Source organism: Siminovitchia fortis (assembly GCF_007681465.1).
GTDB classification, from domain to species: Bacteria; Bacillota; Bacilli; order Bacillales; family Bacillaceae_C; genus Siminovitchia; species Siminovitchia fortis.
The window spans coordinates 16,242-32,825 of the sequence record NZ_VEKZ01000046.1 but is presented as its reverse complement, the minus strand read 5'-3'; the positions used below and the strand labels follow the sequence as shown (position 1 = coordinate 32,825).

General features: G+C 46.7%; 13 protein-coding genes and 1 other annotated feature. All 13 genes read right to left on the bottom strand.

Going from position 1 to position 16,584, the window contains the following annotated elements; all coding sequences use genetic code 11:
• Positions 1 to 216: 216 nt before the first annotated feature.
• The 13 genes from tuf to nusG all read right to left on the bottom strand — a co-directional run bounded on the left by tuf (position 217) and on the right by nusG (position 16,369).
• Complete coding sequence (gene tuf / locus FS666_RS13960; protein ID WP_120072825.1) at positions 217 to 1,404, bottom strand: elongation factor Tu; 1,188 nt, start codon at positions 1,402 to 1,404, stop codon at positions 217 to 219.
• 131 nt (positions 1,405 to 1,535) lie between these two features.
• Positions 1,536 to 3,611: an elongation factor G gene (gene fusA, locus FS666_RS13955; protein ID WP_120072823.1), complete on the bottom strand. Its 2,076-nt coding sequence runs from the start codon at positions 3,609 to 3,611 to the stop codon at positions 1,536 to 1,538.
• Between the two features lie 39 nt (positions 3,612 to 3,650).
• Positions 3,651 to 4,121, bottom strand: coding sequence for a 30S ribosomal protein S7 (rpsG, locus tag FS666_RS13950; RefSeq protein WP_120072820.1), 471 nt, complete (start codon positions 4,119 to 4,121; stop codon positions 3,651 to 3,653).
• A 40-nt stretch (positions 4,122 to 4,161) separates the two neighbouring features.
• Complete coding sequence (gene rpsL, locus FS666_RS13945) at positions 4,162 to 4,581, bottom strand: 30S ribosomal protein S12 (protein ID WP_144462701.1); 420 nt, start codon at positions 4,579 to 4,581, stop codon at positions 4,162 to 4,164.
• A 112-nt stretch (positions 4,582 to 4,693) separates the two neighbouring features.
• Positions 4,694 to 4,942, bottom strand: a complete 249-nt coding sequence (locus FS666_RS13940) for a 50S ribosomal protein L7ae-like protein (protein WP_120072818.1) — start codon at positions 4,940 to 4,942, stop codon at positions 4,694 to 4,696.
• 138 nt (positions 4,943 to 5,080) lie between these two features.
• Positions 5,081 to 8,677, bottom strand: coding sequence for a DNA-directed RNA polymerase subunit beta' (gene rpoC / locus FS666_RS13935; RefSeq protein ID WP_120072816.1), 3,597 nt, complete (start codon positions 8,675 to 8,677; stop codon positions 5,081 to 5,083).
• 58 nt (positions 8,678 to 8,735) lie between these two features.
• Positions 8,736 to 12,290, bottom strand: coding sequence for a DNA-directed RNA polymerase subunit beta (rpoB, locus tag FS666_RS13930; protein WP_144462702.1), 3,555 nt, complete (start codon positions 12,288 to 12,290; stop codon positions 8,736 to 8,738).
• A 226-nt stretch (positions 12,291 to 12,516) separates the two neighbouring features.
• A complete protein-coding gene (locus FS666_RS13925; protein WP_144462704.1) occupies positions 12,517 to 13,128 on the bottom strand; it encodes a class I SAM-dependent methyltransferase in 612 nt (203 codons plus the stop codon).
• Between the two features lie 222 nt (positions 13,129 to 13,350).
• Complete coding sequence (gene rplL / locus FS666_RS13920) at positions 13,351 to 13,716, bottom strand: 50S ribosomal protein L7/L12 (protein WP_120072810.1); 366 nt, start codon at positions 13,714 to 13,716, stop codon at positions 13,351 to 13,353.
• Between the two features lie 48 nt (positions 13,717 to 13,764).
• Positions 13,765 to 14,259: a 50S ribosomal protein L10 gene (rplJ, locus tag FS666_RS13915; protein WP_144462706.1), complete on the bottom strand. Its 495-nt coding sequence runs from the start codon at positions 14,257 to 14,259 to the stop codon at positions 13,765 to 13,767.
• Positions 14,260 to 14,296: 37 nt separating this feature from the next.
• Positions 14,297 to 14,445 (bottom strand) — a sequence feature (ribosomal protein L10 leader region).
• Positions 14,446 to 14,483: 38 nt separating this feature from the next.
• On the bottom strand, positions 14,484 to 15,185 hold the full coding sequence (rplA, locus tag FS666_RS13910; protein WP_144462735.1) for a 50S ribosomal protein L1: 702 nt from the start codon (positions 15,183 to 15,185) through the stop codon (positions 14,484 to 14,486).
• Positions 15,186 to 15,278: 93 nt separating this feature from the next.
• A complete protein-coding gene (gene rplK, locus FS666_RS13905) occupies positions 15,279 to 15,704 on the bottom strand; it encodes a 50S ribosomal protein L11 (protein ID WP_144462708.1) in 426 nt (141 codons plus the stop codon).
• 128 nt (positions 15,705 to 15,832) lie between these two features.
• Positions 15,833 to 16,369: a transcription termination/antitermination protein NusG gene (gene nusG, locus FS666_RS13900; RefSeq protein ID WP_120072801.1), complete on the bottom strand. Its 537-nt coding sequence runs from the start codon at positions 16,367 to 16,369 to the stop codon at positions 15,833 to 15,835.
• Positions 16,370 to 16,584: the final 215 nt, after the last annotated feature.

Here is a 16,584-nt window from a genome sequence, read left to right as displayed (position 1 = left end):
CCACCTCTTTTTCAAATATTGTATCATATATACCTTCATATATACAATATTAAAAATAAAAAACAGGCTGAAAACTTGATTAAATCAATGTTCTCAGCCTGTTTTATTCAATTTAACTGTTAAAGTCGGGAAAAACAGGGCTGTCACAGAAAATCAGTTTTCACTGACTTTCTGGACAGCCCCTTCGCTTTAAAAGTGCACTTTTTTAAAGCTTTATTATTTTTCGATGGAAGCAACGACACCAGCGCCTACTGTACGGCCGCCTTCACGGATTGAGAATTTAGTTCCTTCTTCAATCGCGATTGGAGAAATAAGTTCTACTGACATTTCTACGTTGTCGCCAGGCATAACCATTTCTACTCCCTCTGGAAGATTGATAATTCCAGTTACGTCAGTTGTACGGAAGTAGAACTGAGGGCGGTAGTTAGAGAAGAATGGAGTGTGACGTCCACCTTCTTCTTTGGAAAGAACGTATACTTCTGATTTAAATTTAGTGTGCGGTGTGATGGATCCAGGTGCTGCCAAAACTTGGCCGCGTTGGATGTCTTCACGTGCTACACCGCGGAGAAGTGCTCCGATGTTGTCTCCGGCTTCTGCATAGTCAAGAAGCTTACGGAACATTTCAACTCCAGTAACCGTTGTTTTCTTGGACTCTTCAGCAAGACCGATGATTTCTACTTCGTCACCGACTTTTACCTGTCCGCGCTCAACACGTCCAGTTGCAACTGTTCCACGACCAGTGATAGAGAATACGTCCTCAACAGGCATCATGAATGGTTTGTCAGTTTCACGCTCTGGAGTTGGGATGTATTCGTCAACAGCGTTCATTAATTCAATGATTTTATCTTCCCACTCAGCGTCTCCTTCAAGAGCTTTAAGAGCAGAACCTTTAATTACTGGAAGGTCGTCTCCAGGGAACTCATATTCAGAAAGAAGATCACGGATCTCCATTTCAACCAATTCAAGAAGTTCTTCGTCGTCAACCATGTCGCATTTGTTCATGAATACAACGATGTAAGGAACACCTACTTGACGGGAAAGAAGGATATGCTCACGAGTTTGTGGCATTGGGCCGTCAGCAGCAGATACAACAAGGATAGCTCCGTCCATTTGCGCTGCACCAGTGATCATGTTTTTAACATAGTCAGCGTGTCCTGGGCAGTCAACGTGCGCATAGTGGCGCTTTTCAGTTTCATACTCGATGTGGGAAGTAGAAATTGTAATTCCACGCTCTTTTTCTTCAGGAGCGTTGTCAACTTGGTCGTAAGACTTAGCTTCTCCACCTAATTTTTTAGAAAGAACTGTAGCAATAGCAGCAGTCAAAGTTGTTTTACCATGGTCAACGTGACCGATTGTACCGATATTCGCATGTTCTTTGGAACGATCAAATTTTTCCTTAGCCATTAGGAAATCCTCCTTTAAATTTAAAAAATAGTAAGTATAGGCGAGCGCTTCAAAGGAAGAGTTCTCCCCGCTTCAAAGCCGCCCGAATATCATCTATTAGTAGTTATACTTGATAGATGCAATAAAATCAATTATTCACCGCTATTTTTTTTGATGATCTCTTCAGCGATGGATTTTGGCACTTCTTCGTAGTGGTCAAAGTGCATTGTGTACGTACCGCGTCCCTGTGTATTGGAACGGAGAGATGTCGCATAACCGAACATTTCGGAAAGTGGAACGAATGCTTTCACCACTTGTGCGTTTCCTCTTGCTTCCATACCTTCAACTCGTCCGCGGCGTGAAGTAACGTCTCCCATTGTATCTCCCAGATATTCTTCCGGAACGACAACTTCGACTTTCATGACAGGTTCCAATAAAACCGGATCACATTTTTTCGCTGCGTTTCTTAAAGCAAGGGAAGCAGCAATTTTAAATGCCATCTCACTGGAGTCAACATCGTGGTAAGAACCGTCATAAAGTTTGGCCTTCACGTCAATGAGCGGATATCCCGCAATTACACCGTTAGCCATTGCATCTTCCAATCCTGCTTGGACAGCCGGGATGTATTCACGGGGAACAACACCACCGACAATGGCATTTTCAAATTCAAAGCCTTTACCGGCTTCGTTTGGAGAGAATTCTATCCAAACGTGGCCGAACTGTCCGCGTCCACCTGACTGGCGTACGAACTTACCTTCGACTTGAGCCGCAGTACGGAAAGTTTCACGGTAAGAAACCTGTGGTGCACCAACGTTAGCTTCTACTTTGAATTCACGCTTCAAGCGGTCAACGATAATGTCAAGGTGAAGCTCACCCATTCCGGCAATAACGACTTGTCCTGTCTCGACATTTGTTTCTGCACGGAAAGTCGGGTCTTCTTCCTGCAATTTCGCAAGTGCAGCACCCATTTTATCCTGGTCCGCTTTGGATTTTGGTTCAATGGCAACTGAAATAACCGGCTCAGGGAATTCCATGGACTCAAGAATTACAAGGTTCTTTTCGTCACAAAGCGTATCTCCTGTACCTGTATCTTTCAAACCTACTGCAGCCGCGATATCACCGCTGTAAGCAGTTGTGATCTCTTCACGGTGGTTTGCGTGCATCTGAAGGATACGGCCGATTCTTTCACGTTTTCCTTTAGTGGAGTTTTGTACATAAGAACCGGATTCAAGTGTACCTGAGTACACACGGAAGAATGTCAAACGACCGACATAAGGGTCTGTCATGACTTTAAATGCAAGAGCTGAGAATGGCTCATTGTCATCGGCATGACGCTCTACTTCTTCTTCTGTGCCAGGTACGATCCCTTTGATTGATTCGATATCTATCGGAGCAGGCAAATAGTCAACAACCGCATCAAGCACAGGCTGTACACCTTTGTTTTTGAAAGCTGTTCCGCAAAGTACAGGGTAGAATTCTACTTTCAAAGTTGCTGCACGGATTGCCGCTTTAAGCTCTTCGTTGGTGATTTCTTCGCCCTCAAGATATTTCATCATAAGCTCTTCATCAAAGTCTGCGACCGCTTCAATCAAGCTTGCACGCATTTCTTCCGCTTGATCTTGAAGATCTTCCGGAATCTCTGATTCAGTGGCATCCAGCACGTCGCCTTCATAGATCCAAGCTTTCATCTCAACGAGGTCTACGATACCTTTGAAAGTATCTTCTGCGCCGATTGGAAGCTGGATTGGATGTGCATTAGCATCCAGACGATCATGCAGAGTTTTTACAGCGTATAAAAAGTCTGCACCGATTTTATCCATTTTATTGACGAAAACAATTCGTGGAACTCCGTAAGTTGTTGCCTGGCGCCAAACTGTTTCAGTTTGCGGTTCAACACCTGATTGTGCATCAAGGACAGTCACAGCTCCGTCAAGGACCCTTAAGGAACGTTCAACTTCAACAGTGAAGTCTACGTGGCCGGGAGTGTCAATGATATTGACGCGGTATCCTTTCCACTGTGCCGTTGTAGCAGCGGATGTGATTGTGATTCCACGCTCCTGCTCTTGTTCCATCCAGTCCATCTGGGAAGCACCTTCGTGTGTTTCGCCCACTTTATGGATTCGCCCTGTATAGAAAAGGATGCGCTCGGTTGTCGTTGTTTTACCGGCATCAATGTGAGCCATGATTCCGATATTACGAGTCTTTTCTAAGGAGAACTCTCTAGGCATCTCGTCTTTCTCCTTCCTAGTTTATAAATAATAATGATCTTACCAGCGATAGTGAGCAAATGCTTTGTTTGCCTCAGCCATTTTATGCGTATCTTCACGCTTCTTAACTGAAGCTCCGCTGTTGTTTGCAGCATCAAGAATTTCATTGGCTAGACGCTCTTCCATGGTTTTTTCTCCACGAAGACGTGCGTAGTTCACCAACCAGCGAAGACCTAATGTTGAACGGCGCTCCGGACGCACTTCAACTGGCACTTGGTAGTTGGCTCCACCCACACGGCGGGCTCTTACTTCCAAGACCGGCATGATGTTTTTCAAAGCCTGGTCGAAAACCTCCATTGGGTCTTTACCGCTTCTTTCTTGAACTAGATTAAATGCTGAATATAGGATAGATTGTGCTTTTCCTCTCTTACCGTCGACCATCAATTTGTTGATCAGGCGTGTAACGAGTTTAGAGTTGTACAATGGATCAGGAAGCACATCTCTTTTTGCGACTGGTCCTTTACGTGGCATTAGGGTTCCTCCTTTCACAAACAGTGAATATATCTAAATCTTATTTTTTGTCTTTTGGACGTTTTGTACCGTATTTGGAACGGCTTTGTGCACGGTTTTCAACGCCGGCAGTGTCAAGCGCGCCGCGAACGATGTGATAACGCACACCAGGCAAGTCTTTTACACGTCCACCGCGGATCAATACAACGCTGTGCTCTTGAAGGTTATGGCCGATTCCAGGAATATAGGCAGTTACCTCAATTCCGTTTGTCAAACGAACACGGGCATATTTACGAAGCGCAGAGTTCGGTTTTTTAGGTGTCATTGTACCAACACGAGTACATACGCCCCGCTTTTGTGGAGAAGAAACGTTAGTGCTCGTTTTCTTGAAGCTGTTGTACCCTTTGTTAAGTGCTGGTGAGTCAGAAGTACTCACTTTTGACTTTCTTGGTTTGCGTACCAATTGGTTAATTGTAGGCATGAATGCTTCCTCCTTTCCGGTTTTCTGTAGACCCACACATCCAGGTGGTTCTTTTTTAAAGAAAAAAAACAAGTTTTTGCGGACAACATACGCGTCCTTCGCAAAAACGCCTTTAGTGAATGATGGCAACAGCTGCCGCCCCTACATCAATACCGCATGCTTTGCCAAGTTTTTTCATGGAGTCGACCCTGGTTACGGGCACATCCAGCTCTTTCGCTGTATCAATGATGTTATCCGTGATTCGCGGATCGGCATCCTGCGCAACGAAAACTTCCTTCGCATGGCCTGATTTCAGAGCCCTTACTGTTTGCTTTGTTCCTATTATCACATTTGCATCCTGCAGTACTTTTTCATAAGACAATTTTACGCATCCTCCAAAGCAACAGGTTATTATGATAGGATCACCTTGAATATATTATCATCTGATATTTTCAATGTCAACAATAAAAGAGATTTTCTTTACAAGAATCCGCCGGCAGTTTTGCCGGCGGCCCCTCTGTTATTCTACGTTGACTGCATCGTCTTCTTCTCGCTTCAATACGGCGCCCGCTCTTCTGTAGCGCTGCATTCCGGTTCCGGCCGGAACCAGTTTTCCGATAATGACGTTCTCTTTCAGGCCGAGCAGCTCATCCCGCTTGCCTTTGATGGCAGCGTCGGTCAACACGCGTGTTGTTTCCTGGAATGATGCTGCTGACAGGAAGGAATCCGTCTCAAGCGATGCTTTTGTAATACCGAGCAATACCGGACGTCCGGTTGCCGGCTGATTTCCTTCAAGCAGCACTTTTTTGTTCGCATCCGTAAACTGGTGAATGTCAAGCAATGTTCCCGGCAGTACATCGGTGTCTCCTGCATCCGTGACTCTCACTTTCCGCAGCATCTGGCGAACCATCACTTCGATATGCTTGTCGCCAATTTCAACACCCTGCATCCGGTAAACCTTTTGCACTTCAAGCAAAAGATACTCTTGTACGGCGGCCACATCTTTGGCACGCAGCAATTCCTTCGGATCGATGGACCCTTCGGTCAATTCCTGCCCTCGCTCCACCCGGTCATTCACTGCTACACGCAGACGGGCTGTGTACGGGGCATTATATGTTTTGCTTTCAATTTCGCCTTGGATGACAATTTCATGCTGGCGGTCCCTGCCTTCATTGATGGCGGTGACCACGCCGCTGATTTCAGAAATGACAGCCTGGCCTTTAGGGTTACGGGCTTCGAACAATTCCTGAATACGCGGAAGACCCTGCGTGATATCGTCCCCGGCAACCCCTCCGGTATGGAAGGTCCTCATCGTAAGCTGGGTACCCGGCTCCCCGATTGACTGGGCGGCGATGATTCCCACCGCTTCCCCGACATCCACTACTGAACCGGTTGCCAGGTTTCGGCCGTAGCATTTTTTACATACGCCATGGCGGGTGTTACATGTGAATGCCGAGCGGATCCATACTTTTTCAATTCCTGCGTTGACGATTTCCTTCGCTGTATCTTCCGTGATAAGCGTATTCTCATTAATGATAATGTCCCCTGTTTCAGGATGAACGATCTTTTTGCGGGTAAAGCGGCCAATCAGTCTTTCTTCCAAAGACTCGATTTCTTCTGTGCCGTCTTTAAGCGCTGAAACAAGGAGGCCTCGGTCTGTACCGCAGTCATCTTCACGGACAATGACATCCTGCGCAACGTCAACCAGCCTTCTTGTCAGGTAACCTGAGTCGGCTGTCTTCAGTGCTGTATCCGCCAATCCTTTACGCGCTCCATGGGTGGAGATAAAGTACTCGAGTACTGTCAATCCTTCCCGGAAGCTTGATTTGATCGGAAGTTCGATGATCCGTCCAGCCGGGTTGGCCATGAGTCCGCGCATACCCGCCAACTGTGTAAAGTTGGATGGGTTACCCCGCGCACCGGAATCACTCATCATGTAAATCGGATTAAGATTTTCCAGGGACTCCATCAGCTTATCCTGAATTTCATCCTTTGCGGAGCTCCAGATGGAAATGACACGGTCATAGCGCTCTTCATCTGTAATCAGCCCCCGCTTGAACTGCTTCAGGACATTGTCGACCTTTGTCTGGGCTTCCTCAAGGATTGTTTCTTTCTCCGCAAGTACAACAATATCGGATACTCCGACCGTAATCCCTGCTTTAGTCGAATATTTGAATCCAAGATCCTTCATGCTGTCGAGCATTTTGGAAGTCTCGGTGATTTGGAACCTTTTAAAAATCTCGGCAATGATATTCCCAAGAATTTTCTTTTTGAACGGCTTAACAAGCGGCTGCTTTTTAATGAATTCCGCAACGTTTTCTGTTGTATCAACAAAATACTTCTCCGGCGTATTTTGTTCAAGATTCTCCCTTGTCGGCTCATTGATATATGGGAACGAATGAGGCAAAATTTCATTGAAAATGATTTTACCCATGGTCGTAACCAACAATTTCTTCCGCTGTTCCTCAGAAAATCTCTCATTGGGCAGAGAATCCACATGAATCGCAATCCGGGAATGCAGGTGGATATATCCGTTATGGTATGCGAGCAGCGCCTCATCTGCATTGCCGAAGACCATGCCCTCGCCTGCAGCGCCTTCACGCTCCAATGTCAGATAATAGTTCCCGAGAACCATATCCTGGGAAGGTGTAACGACCGGCTTGCCGTCCCTTGGGTTCAAGATGTTCTGCGCAGCCAGCATCAGCAGCCTTGCTTCCGCCTGGGCTTCGGCGGATAACGGAACATGGACAGCCATTTGGTCGCCGTCAAAGTCCGCATTATATGCTGTACATACAAGCGGGTGAAGGCGGATCGCCCTTCCCTCGACAAGAGTCGGCTCAAATGCCTGAATTCCCAGCCTGTGCAATGTCGGTGCACGGTTTAGGAGCACCGGATGTTCGCGGATGACTTCTTCCAGCACATCCCAAACTTCGGGATGAACACGCTCAATTTTACGCTTGGCGCTCTTAATATTGTGAGCAAGACCCTGTTCAACAAGTTCCTTCATGACAAACGGCTTGAACAGTTCCAATGCCATTTCTTTCGGAAGGCCGCATTGATACATTTTAAGGCTCGGTCCGACGACGATAACGGAACGTCCTGAATAGTCGACCCGTTTACCAAGCAAGTTTTGGCGGAAGCGCCCTTGCTTTCCTTTCAGCATGTGTGAAAGGGATTTGAGCGGACGGTTGCCGGGTCCGGTCACCGGACGCCCTCTCCGTCCATTATCGATGAGAGCATCGACAGCTTCCTGAAGCATACGCTTTTCATTTTGGACAATGATGCCGGGGGCTCCGAGGTCCAAGAGCCTTTTCAGGCGGTTGTTCCGGTTAATGACACGACGGTACAAATCGTTCAGATCCGATGTAGCGAACCGGCCGCCTTCCAGTTGAACCATCGGGCGTAATTCCGGCGGGATGACCGGAAGGACATCCAGCACCATCCAATCCGGATGGTTTCCGGAGTGGCGGAATGCTTCCAGCACTTCAAGCCTTCTGATAGCGCGCGTACGCCGCTGGCCCTGCGCTGTCTTCAGCTCTTCTTTCAAAATCTCGACTTCTTTGTCAAGATCTACATCCTGCAAAAGCTTTTTAATAGCTTCCGCTCCCATTCCCGCATTGAAAGATGAACCGTACTTTTCACGATAAGCACGATATTCCCTTTCAGATAAAAGCTGTTTCTTCTCAAGTGTAGTGTCGCCCGGGTCTGTCACTACGTAAGAAGCGAAATAAATGATCTCTTCCAATGCGCGGGGGGACATATCCAATAAAAGACCCATCCGGCTCGGAATTCCCTTGAAGTACCAAATGTGAGAGACAGGGGCAGCAAGCTCAATGTGCCCCATTCGCTCACGGCGGACTTTCGCCCTCGTCACTTCAACGCCGCAGCGGTCACAAACGACTCCTTTATACCGTACACGTTTGTATTTTCCGCAATGGCATTCCCAGTCTTTTGTCGGTCCGAAAATCCGCTCACAGAAAAGACCGTCCTTCTCGGGTTTTAAAGTTCTATAGTTAATCGTTTCCGGCTTTTTAACCTCGCCAAAAGACCATGAGCGGATCTTATCCGGCGATGCGAGGCCGATTTTCATATACTCGAAATTATTTACATCCAGCAAGGGGCCTACCTCCCTTTTCATATACAGGTTCTACCCTATTTGCCTTGTCTGACATCATTTACTCCTTCGTCGCTGCTGTTTCTTCCACTTTCGTTTCAGGAGCAATATTCAAAGTGTCTGCCTGGTGAAGATCATCGTCGTCCTCAAGTTCGCGCATTTCAATTTCCTCTTCGTCCCCGGATAGGATTTTGACATCCATTCCAAGGCTTTGCAGCTCTTTGATCAAAACTTTGAATGATTCAGGAACACCCGGCTCTGGGACGTTTTCACCTTTGACTATGGACTCATATGTTTTCACACGTCCGACCACATCGTCAGATTTAACCGTAAGGATTTCCTGAAGAGTGTATGCTGCACCGTATGCTTCAAGCGCCCATACTTCCATCTCCCCAAAACGCTGGCCGCCGAACTGGGCTTTACCGCCAAGCGGCTGCTGGGTGACGAGTGAATAAGGGCCTGTTGAACGGGCATGCAGCTTATCATCAACCATATGCGCCAGTTTCAGCATATACATGACACCAACGGAGACACGGTTATCAAAAGCTTCCCCTGTCCTTCCGTCATAAAGGACTGTTTTCGCATCGGAAGCCATGCCGGCTTCTTCGATCGTTGCCCATACATCCTCTTCGGTCGCACCGTCAAATACTGGGGATGCCATATGAAGTCCCAAGGATCTGGCTGCCATTCCCAAGTGAAGTTCAAGCACCTGGCCGATGTTCATCCTTGAAGGAACACCAAGCGGGTTGAGCATGACATCGATAGGTGTGCCGTCAGGCATGAATGGCATATCCTCTTCCGGAAGAATACGGGAGATAACACCTTTGTTACCGTGGCGTCCCGCCATTTTGTCCCCTTCGGATATTTTCCTTTTCTGAACGATATATACACGGACAAGCTGGTTCACACCCGGTGAAAGCTCGTCGCCGTCTTCACGGTTGAACACTTTTACATCGAGGACGATTCCGCCGCCTCCATGAGGCACTCTGAGAGATGTATCCCGGACTTCACGCGCTTTTTCACCAAAGATGGCATGAAGCAGGCGCTCTTCAGCCGTCAGTTCCGTTACGCCCTTTGGCGTTACTTTTCCGACGAGCAGATCGCCGTCCTTGACTTCCGCGCCAATCCGGATTATCCCGCGCTCGTCGAGGTTTTTCAGTGCATCTTCCCCGACATTCGGAATATCCCTTGTCATTTCTTCGGGGCCAAGCTTCGTATCCCTAGCTTCAGATTCATATTCTTCAATATGAATCGATGTATAGACATCATCTTTCACAAGCCTTTCGCTCATGATGATCGCATCTTCGTAGTTATAACCTTCCCATGTCATGAATCCTACGAGGACGTTTCGGCCGAGTGCCAATTCCCCTTGGTCCATGGATGGGCCGTCAGCAAGGATTTCACCTTTGACAACGCGGTCGCCGACGCTTACGATCGGACGCTGGTTGTAACAGGTTCCCTGGTTGGAACGGATGAATTTTTGAAGGCGGTATTTATCAAGGTCACCTTTTATTTCCTGCCCGTCAATCTCCTGGATTCTGCGCACCCAAATTTCGCGTGCTTCGATGTGTTCGACAACACCGCCATGTTTACAGATGACAGCAGCACCCGAATCCTTCGCCGATACATACTCCATTCCAGTACCGACAAGCGGAGCTTCCGGCTGCATAAGCGGAACAGCCTGCCTCTGCATGTTCGCTCCCATCAGGGCACGGTTGGAGTCATCGTTTTCCAGGAAAGGAATGCATGCAGTTGCTGCGGATACGACCTGCTTCGGAGAAACGTCCATATAATCGATCCGGTCTTTTTTGATCACGGTGTTTTCTCCCCGGAAGCGGGCAATGACTTCGTCATTTGCGAAAGTGCCTTCCTCCGTCAATGGAGCGTTTGCCTGCGCAACAACATAGTTATCCTCTTCATCAGCAGTCAAATAGTCGATTTGGGACGTGACAACACCTGTCTCGGGGTCGACACGGCGGTAAGGTGTTTCAATAAAACCAAAGCGATTCACTTTCGCAAAAGTGGACAGCGAGTTGATCAACCCGATGTTCGGTCCTTCCGGTGTCTCAATCGGACACATCCGCCCATAGTGGGAATAGTGGACATCCCGGACTTCCATCCCGGCACGTTCACGTGTCAAACCGCCTGGCCCGAGGGCAGAAAGTCTCCGTTTATGGGTCAATTCCGCCAACGGATTCGTCTGGTCCATGAATTGCGACAGCTGGGAGCTTCCGAAAAACTCTTTGATCGATGCAATAACCGGGCGGATATTGATCAATTGCTGCGGCGTGATTGTATTGATGTCCTGGATGGACATCCGCTCACGAACAACCCTCTCCATACGTGACAGTCCGATTCTGAACTGGTTTTGAAGCAGCTCTCCGACTGAACGCAGACGGCGGTTGCCGAGATGGTCGATATCATCCGTATCACCGACTCCGTAAAGAAGGTCAAAGAAATAGCTGATGGAAGCAATGATATCAGCAGGTGTAATATTCTTGATTTCTTCCTCAATGAAAGAGTTGCCGATCACATTGATTTCTTTTTCCTCATCGTCATTCGGAGCATATATTTTAATAGTTTGGACGGTGATGTCCTCTTCCAGCACACCGCCATGATTGTTGTATGTTTTGAATCCCGCGCCTTTTTCGAGGTAGGGGATTAATTTGTCTAATGTGCGGCGGTCAAGCAAGGTGCCTTTTTCCGCAATGATTTCGCCTGTTTCCGGATCGGCTAATGTTTCCGCCAGCCGCTGGCCGAAAAGGCGATTTTTAATATGGAGCTTCTTGTTAATTTTATAACGCCCAACATTGGCCAAATCATATCTTTTCGGATCGAAAAAGCGGGAAATAAGAAGGCTTTTCGCATTTTCGACTGTCGGGGGCTCACCTGGACGGAGACGTTCATAGATTTCAAGCAAAGCTTTTTCAACGCTCTCCGTATTGTCTTTTTCCAATGTGTTGCGGAGATATTCGTTATCTCCTATTAATTCGATGATTTCTTGATCAGAACCAAAACCCAGTGCACGCAAAAGAACCGTTACCGGCAGTTTCCTTGTCCGGTCGATACGGACATACACAACATCTTTCGCATCTGTTTCATATTCCAGCCATGCACCCCGGTTCGGAATGACAGTGGCGGTGAAGCCTTTCTTGCCATTCTTATCAATTTTGGCGCTGTAATAAACGCTTGGAGAACGTACTAGCTGCGAAACAATAACACGCTCTGCCCCATTGATGATGAATGTTCCCATTTCTGTCATCAGCGGGAAGTCTCCCATGAACACATCCTGGTCCTTCACTTCGCCGGTCTCTTTATTTAAAAGACGCAGTTTGACACGAAGCGGAGCAGAATATGTGGCATCACGCTCTTTGGATTCTTCCACAGAGTATTTTGGCTCACCGAGACTATAATCGATAAATTCTAATGATAGATTCCCGGCGAAATCTTCAATTGGGGAGATGTCCTGAAACATTTCCTTTAAGCCCTCATCAAGAAACCATTGATAAGAGGAAGATTGAATTTCAATAAGGTTTGGCAGTTCCAATACTTCACTGATCCGAGCAAAGCTTCTGCGCTGGCGGTGCCGTCCATACTGAACAAGTTGACCTGTCAACTGATTCACCCCTCAAAAATCATGCATTTTATTCATTCTATCCGCTCTTAGGTCGAGCAGGATACGAATCATCAGACAAAAAGAAAAATGGTTTTACTTTGAAAACCACAATTTCCCGAGACGAACCTATATTTAATAATTTTTCCCATAATAGCCGATAAATATACAACTATCAGCTATTTTATGGAAAGCATGGTATTAGCATCTTACAATATTAGCACAAGTGTCAAAACGATGCAAACTTTTTTGCTTGAAAAATATAATAGCCTTTTTTCTTGCCCGCTGTCTCCACTTCAGTAAAAATCTCTTCCAATTTTACTTTTGTTGAAGGGGCTCCCTGTTTTTTCTGGATAACAATCCACAGTTCGCCATTATCAGCGAGATGATGAAAGGCATTTTCGAACATGTTGAAGATGATCCGCTTTCCGGCCCTGATAGGCGGGTTGATCAATATGGCAGCAAAGCCTTTTTCTTCAACACTTTGAAAACCGTCACTTTCATAGATTTTCACATTTTCAATTTGATTTGCTGCTGCATTTTCTTTCGCCAGTCCGACTGCCCGCTCGTTAATATCAGCCATGTGGATCATTCTGGCGGGAAAATCCTTGGCAAGGCTCAAACCGATGGGACCATAGCCGCACCCAAGATCAAGCAAAGGCCCGTCTGTATCCGGCATTGCAAAAGTATCGATCAGAAGCCTTGAACCAAAATCCACTTCCTGCTTTGAAAAAACACCGCGGTCTGTTTTGAAGCGAAAGGAATGATTCCGCAGATTCGCATCCCAGTATATGGGATCACTATCCACTTGGGGATTACGCGAATAATAGTGCTCTGTCATTTGGGGGAAACCTCCGTTTTATAGTTAATAAACAGGCGCCTCCGCTTTTTTTGTCCAGCTCCAGCGCCTAGCCCCTCGAGGTCATAAGCCAAGTGCTGCTGAAGGCAAACTACGCCTTCTTCAGCACTCGTCTTATGCTTGTCGGGGCTGAGCAAGGCGCCTCCGCTTTTCTATACACGAAAAAGCCCGCCTATTTAAGCGAGCTTTTGTATCAGTATACGATTACTTAACTTCGACTTCTGCTCCAACTTCTTCAAGTTTCGCTTTGAGCTCTTCAGCTTCTTCTTTAGATGCGCCTTCTTTGATTGGTTTAGGAGCGTTGTCAACAAGCTCTTTCGCTTCTTTCAAGCCAAGGCCTGTTGCTTCGCGGACAGCTTTGATGACTTTGATTTTTTGTGCACCAGCGCTGGCAAGAATTACATCGAATTCTGTTTGTTCAGCAGCGGCATCTGCAGCAGCAGCTCCACCAGCAACAGCTACAGGAGCAGCAGCAGTTACGCCAAATTCTTCTTCAATTGCTTTTACAAGATCGTTAAGCTCAAGAACTGTCATTTCTTTGACAGCTTCAATGATTTGTTCTTTCGTCATGATTTATTCCTCCAGATTTTTTTAAAATTTTATATGACTATGGCCAGTTTACGCTTCTTCTTTTTGGTCAGCGACAGCTTTTGCAGCGAGTGCGAAGTTGCGCATTGGAGCTTGGAGAACACTAAGAAGCATAGAAAGCAATCCTTCGCGGGAAGGCAGGCTTGCAAGCGCCTTGATTTCCTCAACTGAAGCAATGTTTCCTTCGATGACGCCAGCTTTGATTTCCAATGCATCGTGTTCTTTTGCGAAATCATTCAAGATTTTCGCAGGCGCCACTACATCTTCCGTACTGAACGCAATCGCGTTTGGACCTACAAGCTGTTCGTTAAGATCAGCAAGGTCAGCTGCTTCAGCTGCACGGCGTGTCATGGAGTTTTTGTAAACTTTGTATTCCACGCCCGCGTCACGAAGCTGTTTGCGGAGTTCAGTCACCTCAGCCACGTTTAATCCGCGGTAGTCTACGATAACAGTAGATACGCTGGATTTCAGTTTGTCTGCAATTTCTTCAACGATTTGTTTCTTTTGCTCAATTACTTTGCTCATCCTTACACCTCCCAATTCTCAGATGAACATTCATACCGGGCAAATACAAAAACCTCCAGCCAGCAGACATGGAGGTTTTGCGTCCAATCCGCACAAACAGATTGGATATGGTATATCGCAATGACCTCGGCGGGATATTAAGCTCCAGGGAGCACCTGCTGTCTACGGTACAAATGTTATTTTTCAGCTTTTATATCTTATCAAACAGATAAAATGTTGTCAACTTACGCTTTAACAGCAACTGTGGAAGGGTCGACCTTGATTCCAGGCCCCATCGTGGATGTGATGGAAACATTTTTCATAAATGTCCCTTTGGCAGCTGCCGGCTTAGCTTTTAAAACTGTATCAAAGATCGTTGCAAAGTTTTCTTGAAGTTTTTCGTTTTCAAAGGAAACCTTTCCGATCGGCACATGGATGATACCGGCTTTATCCAAGCGGTACTCCACTTTACCTGCTTTGATTTCTTTCACAGCTTTTTCAACATCAAATGTAACTGTGCCAGTTTTCGGGTTCGGCATTAGGCCTTTTGGCCCAAGCGTACGTCCAAGTTTACCAACTTCGCCCATCATGTCCGGAGTGGCAACAACTACATCGAAATCAAACCAGCCTTGGTTGATTTTATTGATGTATTCTGCATCTCCTACATAATCAGCTCCGGCTGCTTCAGCCTCTTTCGCTTTTTCCCCTTTTGCAAAAACAAGGACACGCTGAGTTTTTCCTGTACCGTTGGGAAGTACAACCGCACCGCGGATTTGTTGGTCCGCTTTTTTCGGATCTACTCCAAGACGGAATGCCACTTCAACAGTAGCATCAAACTTAGCGAAGTCTGTTTTTTTGACAAGTTCAATAGCTTCGTCGATCGCGTAAGCTTTAGAACGGTCGACAAGCTTTAAAGCTTCGAGATATTTCTTGCCTTTCTTAGCCATCATTAATCCTCCTATATTGTGGTTTTAGCGGAAAAACCTCCCACGAATAGAGGTTGCAGGGTACAAAATGCAGCTCTGCAACCTCCCAAACAATCAGTCTTCAATCTTGATTCCCATGCTGCGCGCAGTGCCCTCAACCATTTGCATGGCTGCTTCTACACTAGCTGCATTTAGGTCGGGCATTTTCAATTCAGCGATTTCACGTACTTTATCACGCTTCACGGTAGCTACCGAGTTTTTATTCGGCTCTCCGGAACCTGACTCAATGCCAGCCGCTTTCTTCAAAAGAACAGCCGCAGGCGGAGTTTTTGTAATGAATGTAAACGATCTGTCTTCAAATACAGTGATTTCAACCGGAATGATCAAACCTGCCTGGTCTGATGTACGGGCATTGAACTCCTTACAGAATCCCATGATATTTACACCTGCCTGACCCAATGCCGGTCCAACTGGCGGTGCCGGGTTTGCTTTGCCCGCGGGAATTTGAAGTTTTACTACTTTGATAACTTTTTTAGCCACGAGACACACCTCCTTAAGTCCGTGATGTGGTAATAGGGGCCTTTCCCCTCCCACTCATCTTACTAACATCTCTTTCGAGAGCTAACCTAAAAAATATTATCACTTTTGATGTCAAAAAACAAGTTGTTTTAAGTTATTTTTTCAATTTGTGCAAAGTCGAGTTCCACAGGGGTCTCACGGCCGAACATGTTGACAAGCACCTTCGCCTTGCCCTTGTCCGCATCAATCGAATCAATTTTGCCAGTATAATTTGCAAACGGCCCTTCTTTGACTGTCACGGCTTCCCCTTCATCAAACTGAACATCGACAGGAGTCTTTTCCATGCCCATTCTTCTTAAAATATAATTGATTTCTTCCGGCAGAAGCGGAGTCGGCTTGGAACCGGAGCCTGCTGAACCGACAAATCCTGTCACTCCCGGAGTGTTCCTTACGACGTACCAGGAATCATCCGTCATAATGAGCTCTACCAATACATACCCGGGAAAAACCTTTTTCTTTACCGTTTTTGTCTTTCCGTTTTTCGTGGCTGTTTCTTCATCCTCTGGAACAATGACGCGGAAAATTTTGTCTTGCATCCCCATGGATTCTACTCTTTTTTCAAGGTTCGTTTTCACCTTGTTCTCGTATCCGGAATATGTGTGGACAACGTACCAATTTTTTTCCATTGAGCGGGACTTAACGTCCTTCCCTCCCTATATAATCTGAATTTAGAGCTGTCTAGCTGTACGCCGCTAAACGGGCGCTTACGCTTTTCTTATTGTCTAGCTCCGGCCGCCATCGGCTCGAGGTCGCTTCGGTCCAGCGCTTGTCGCCGATAAGCAGGCGGCCTACGCTTTTCTTAGCCAAATGAAAAAACCCGTTGACCGGGCTTTTGAAAATA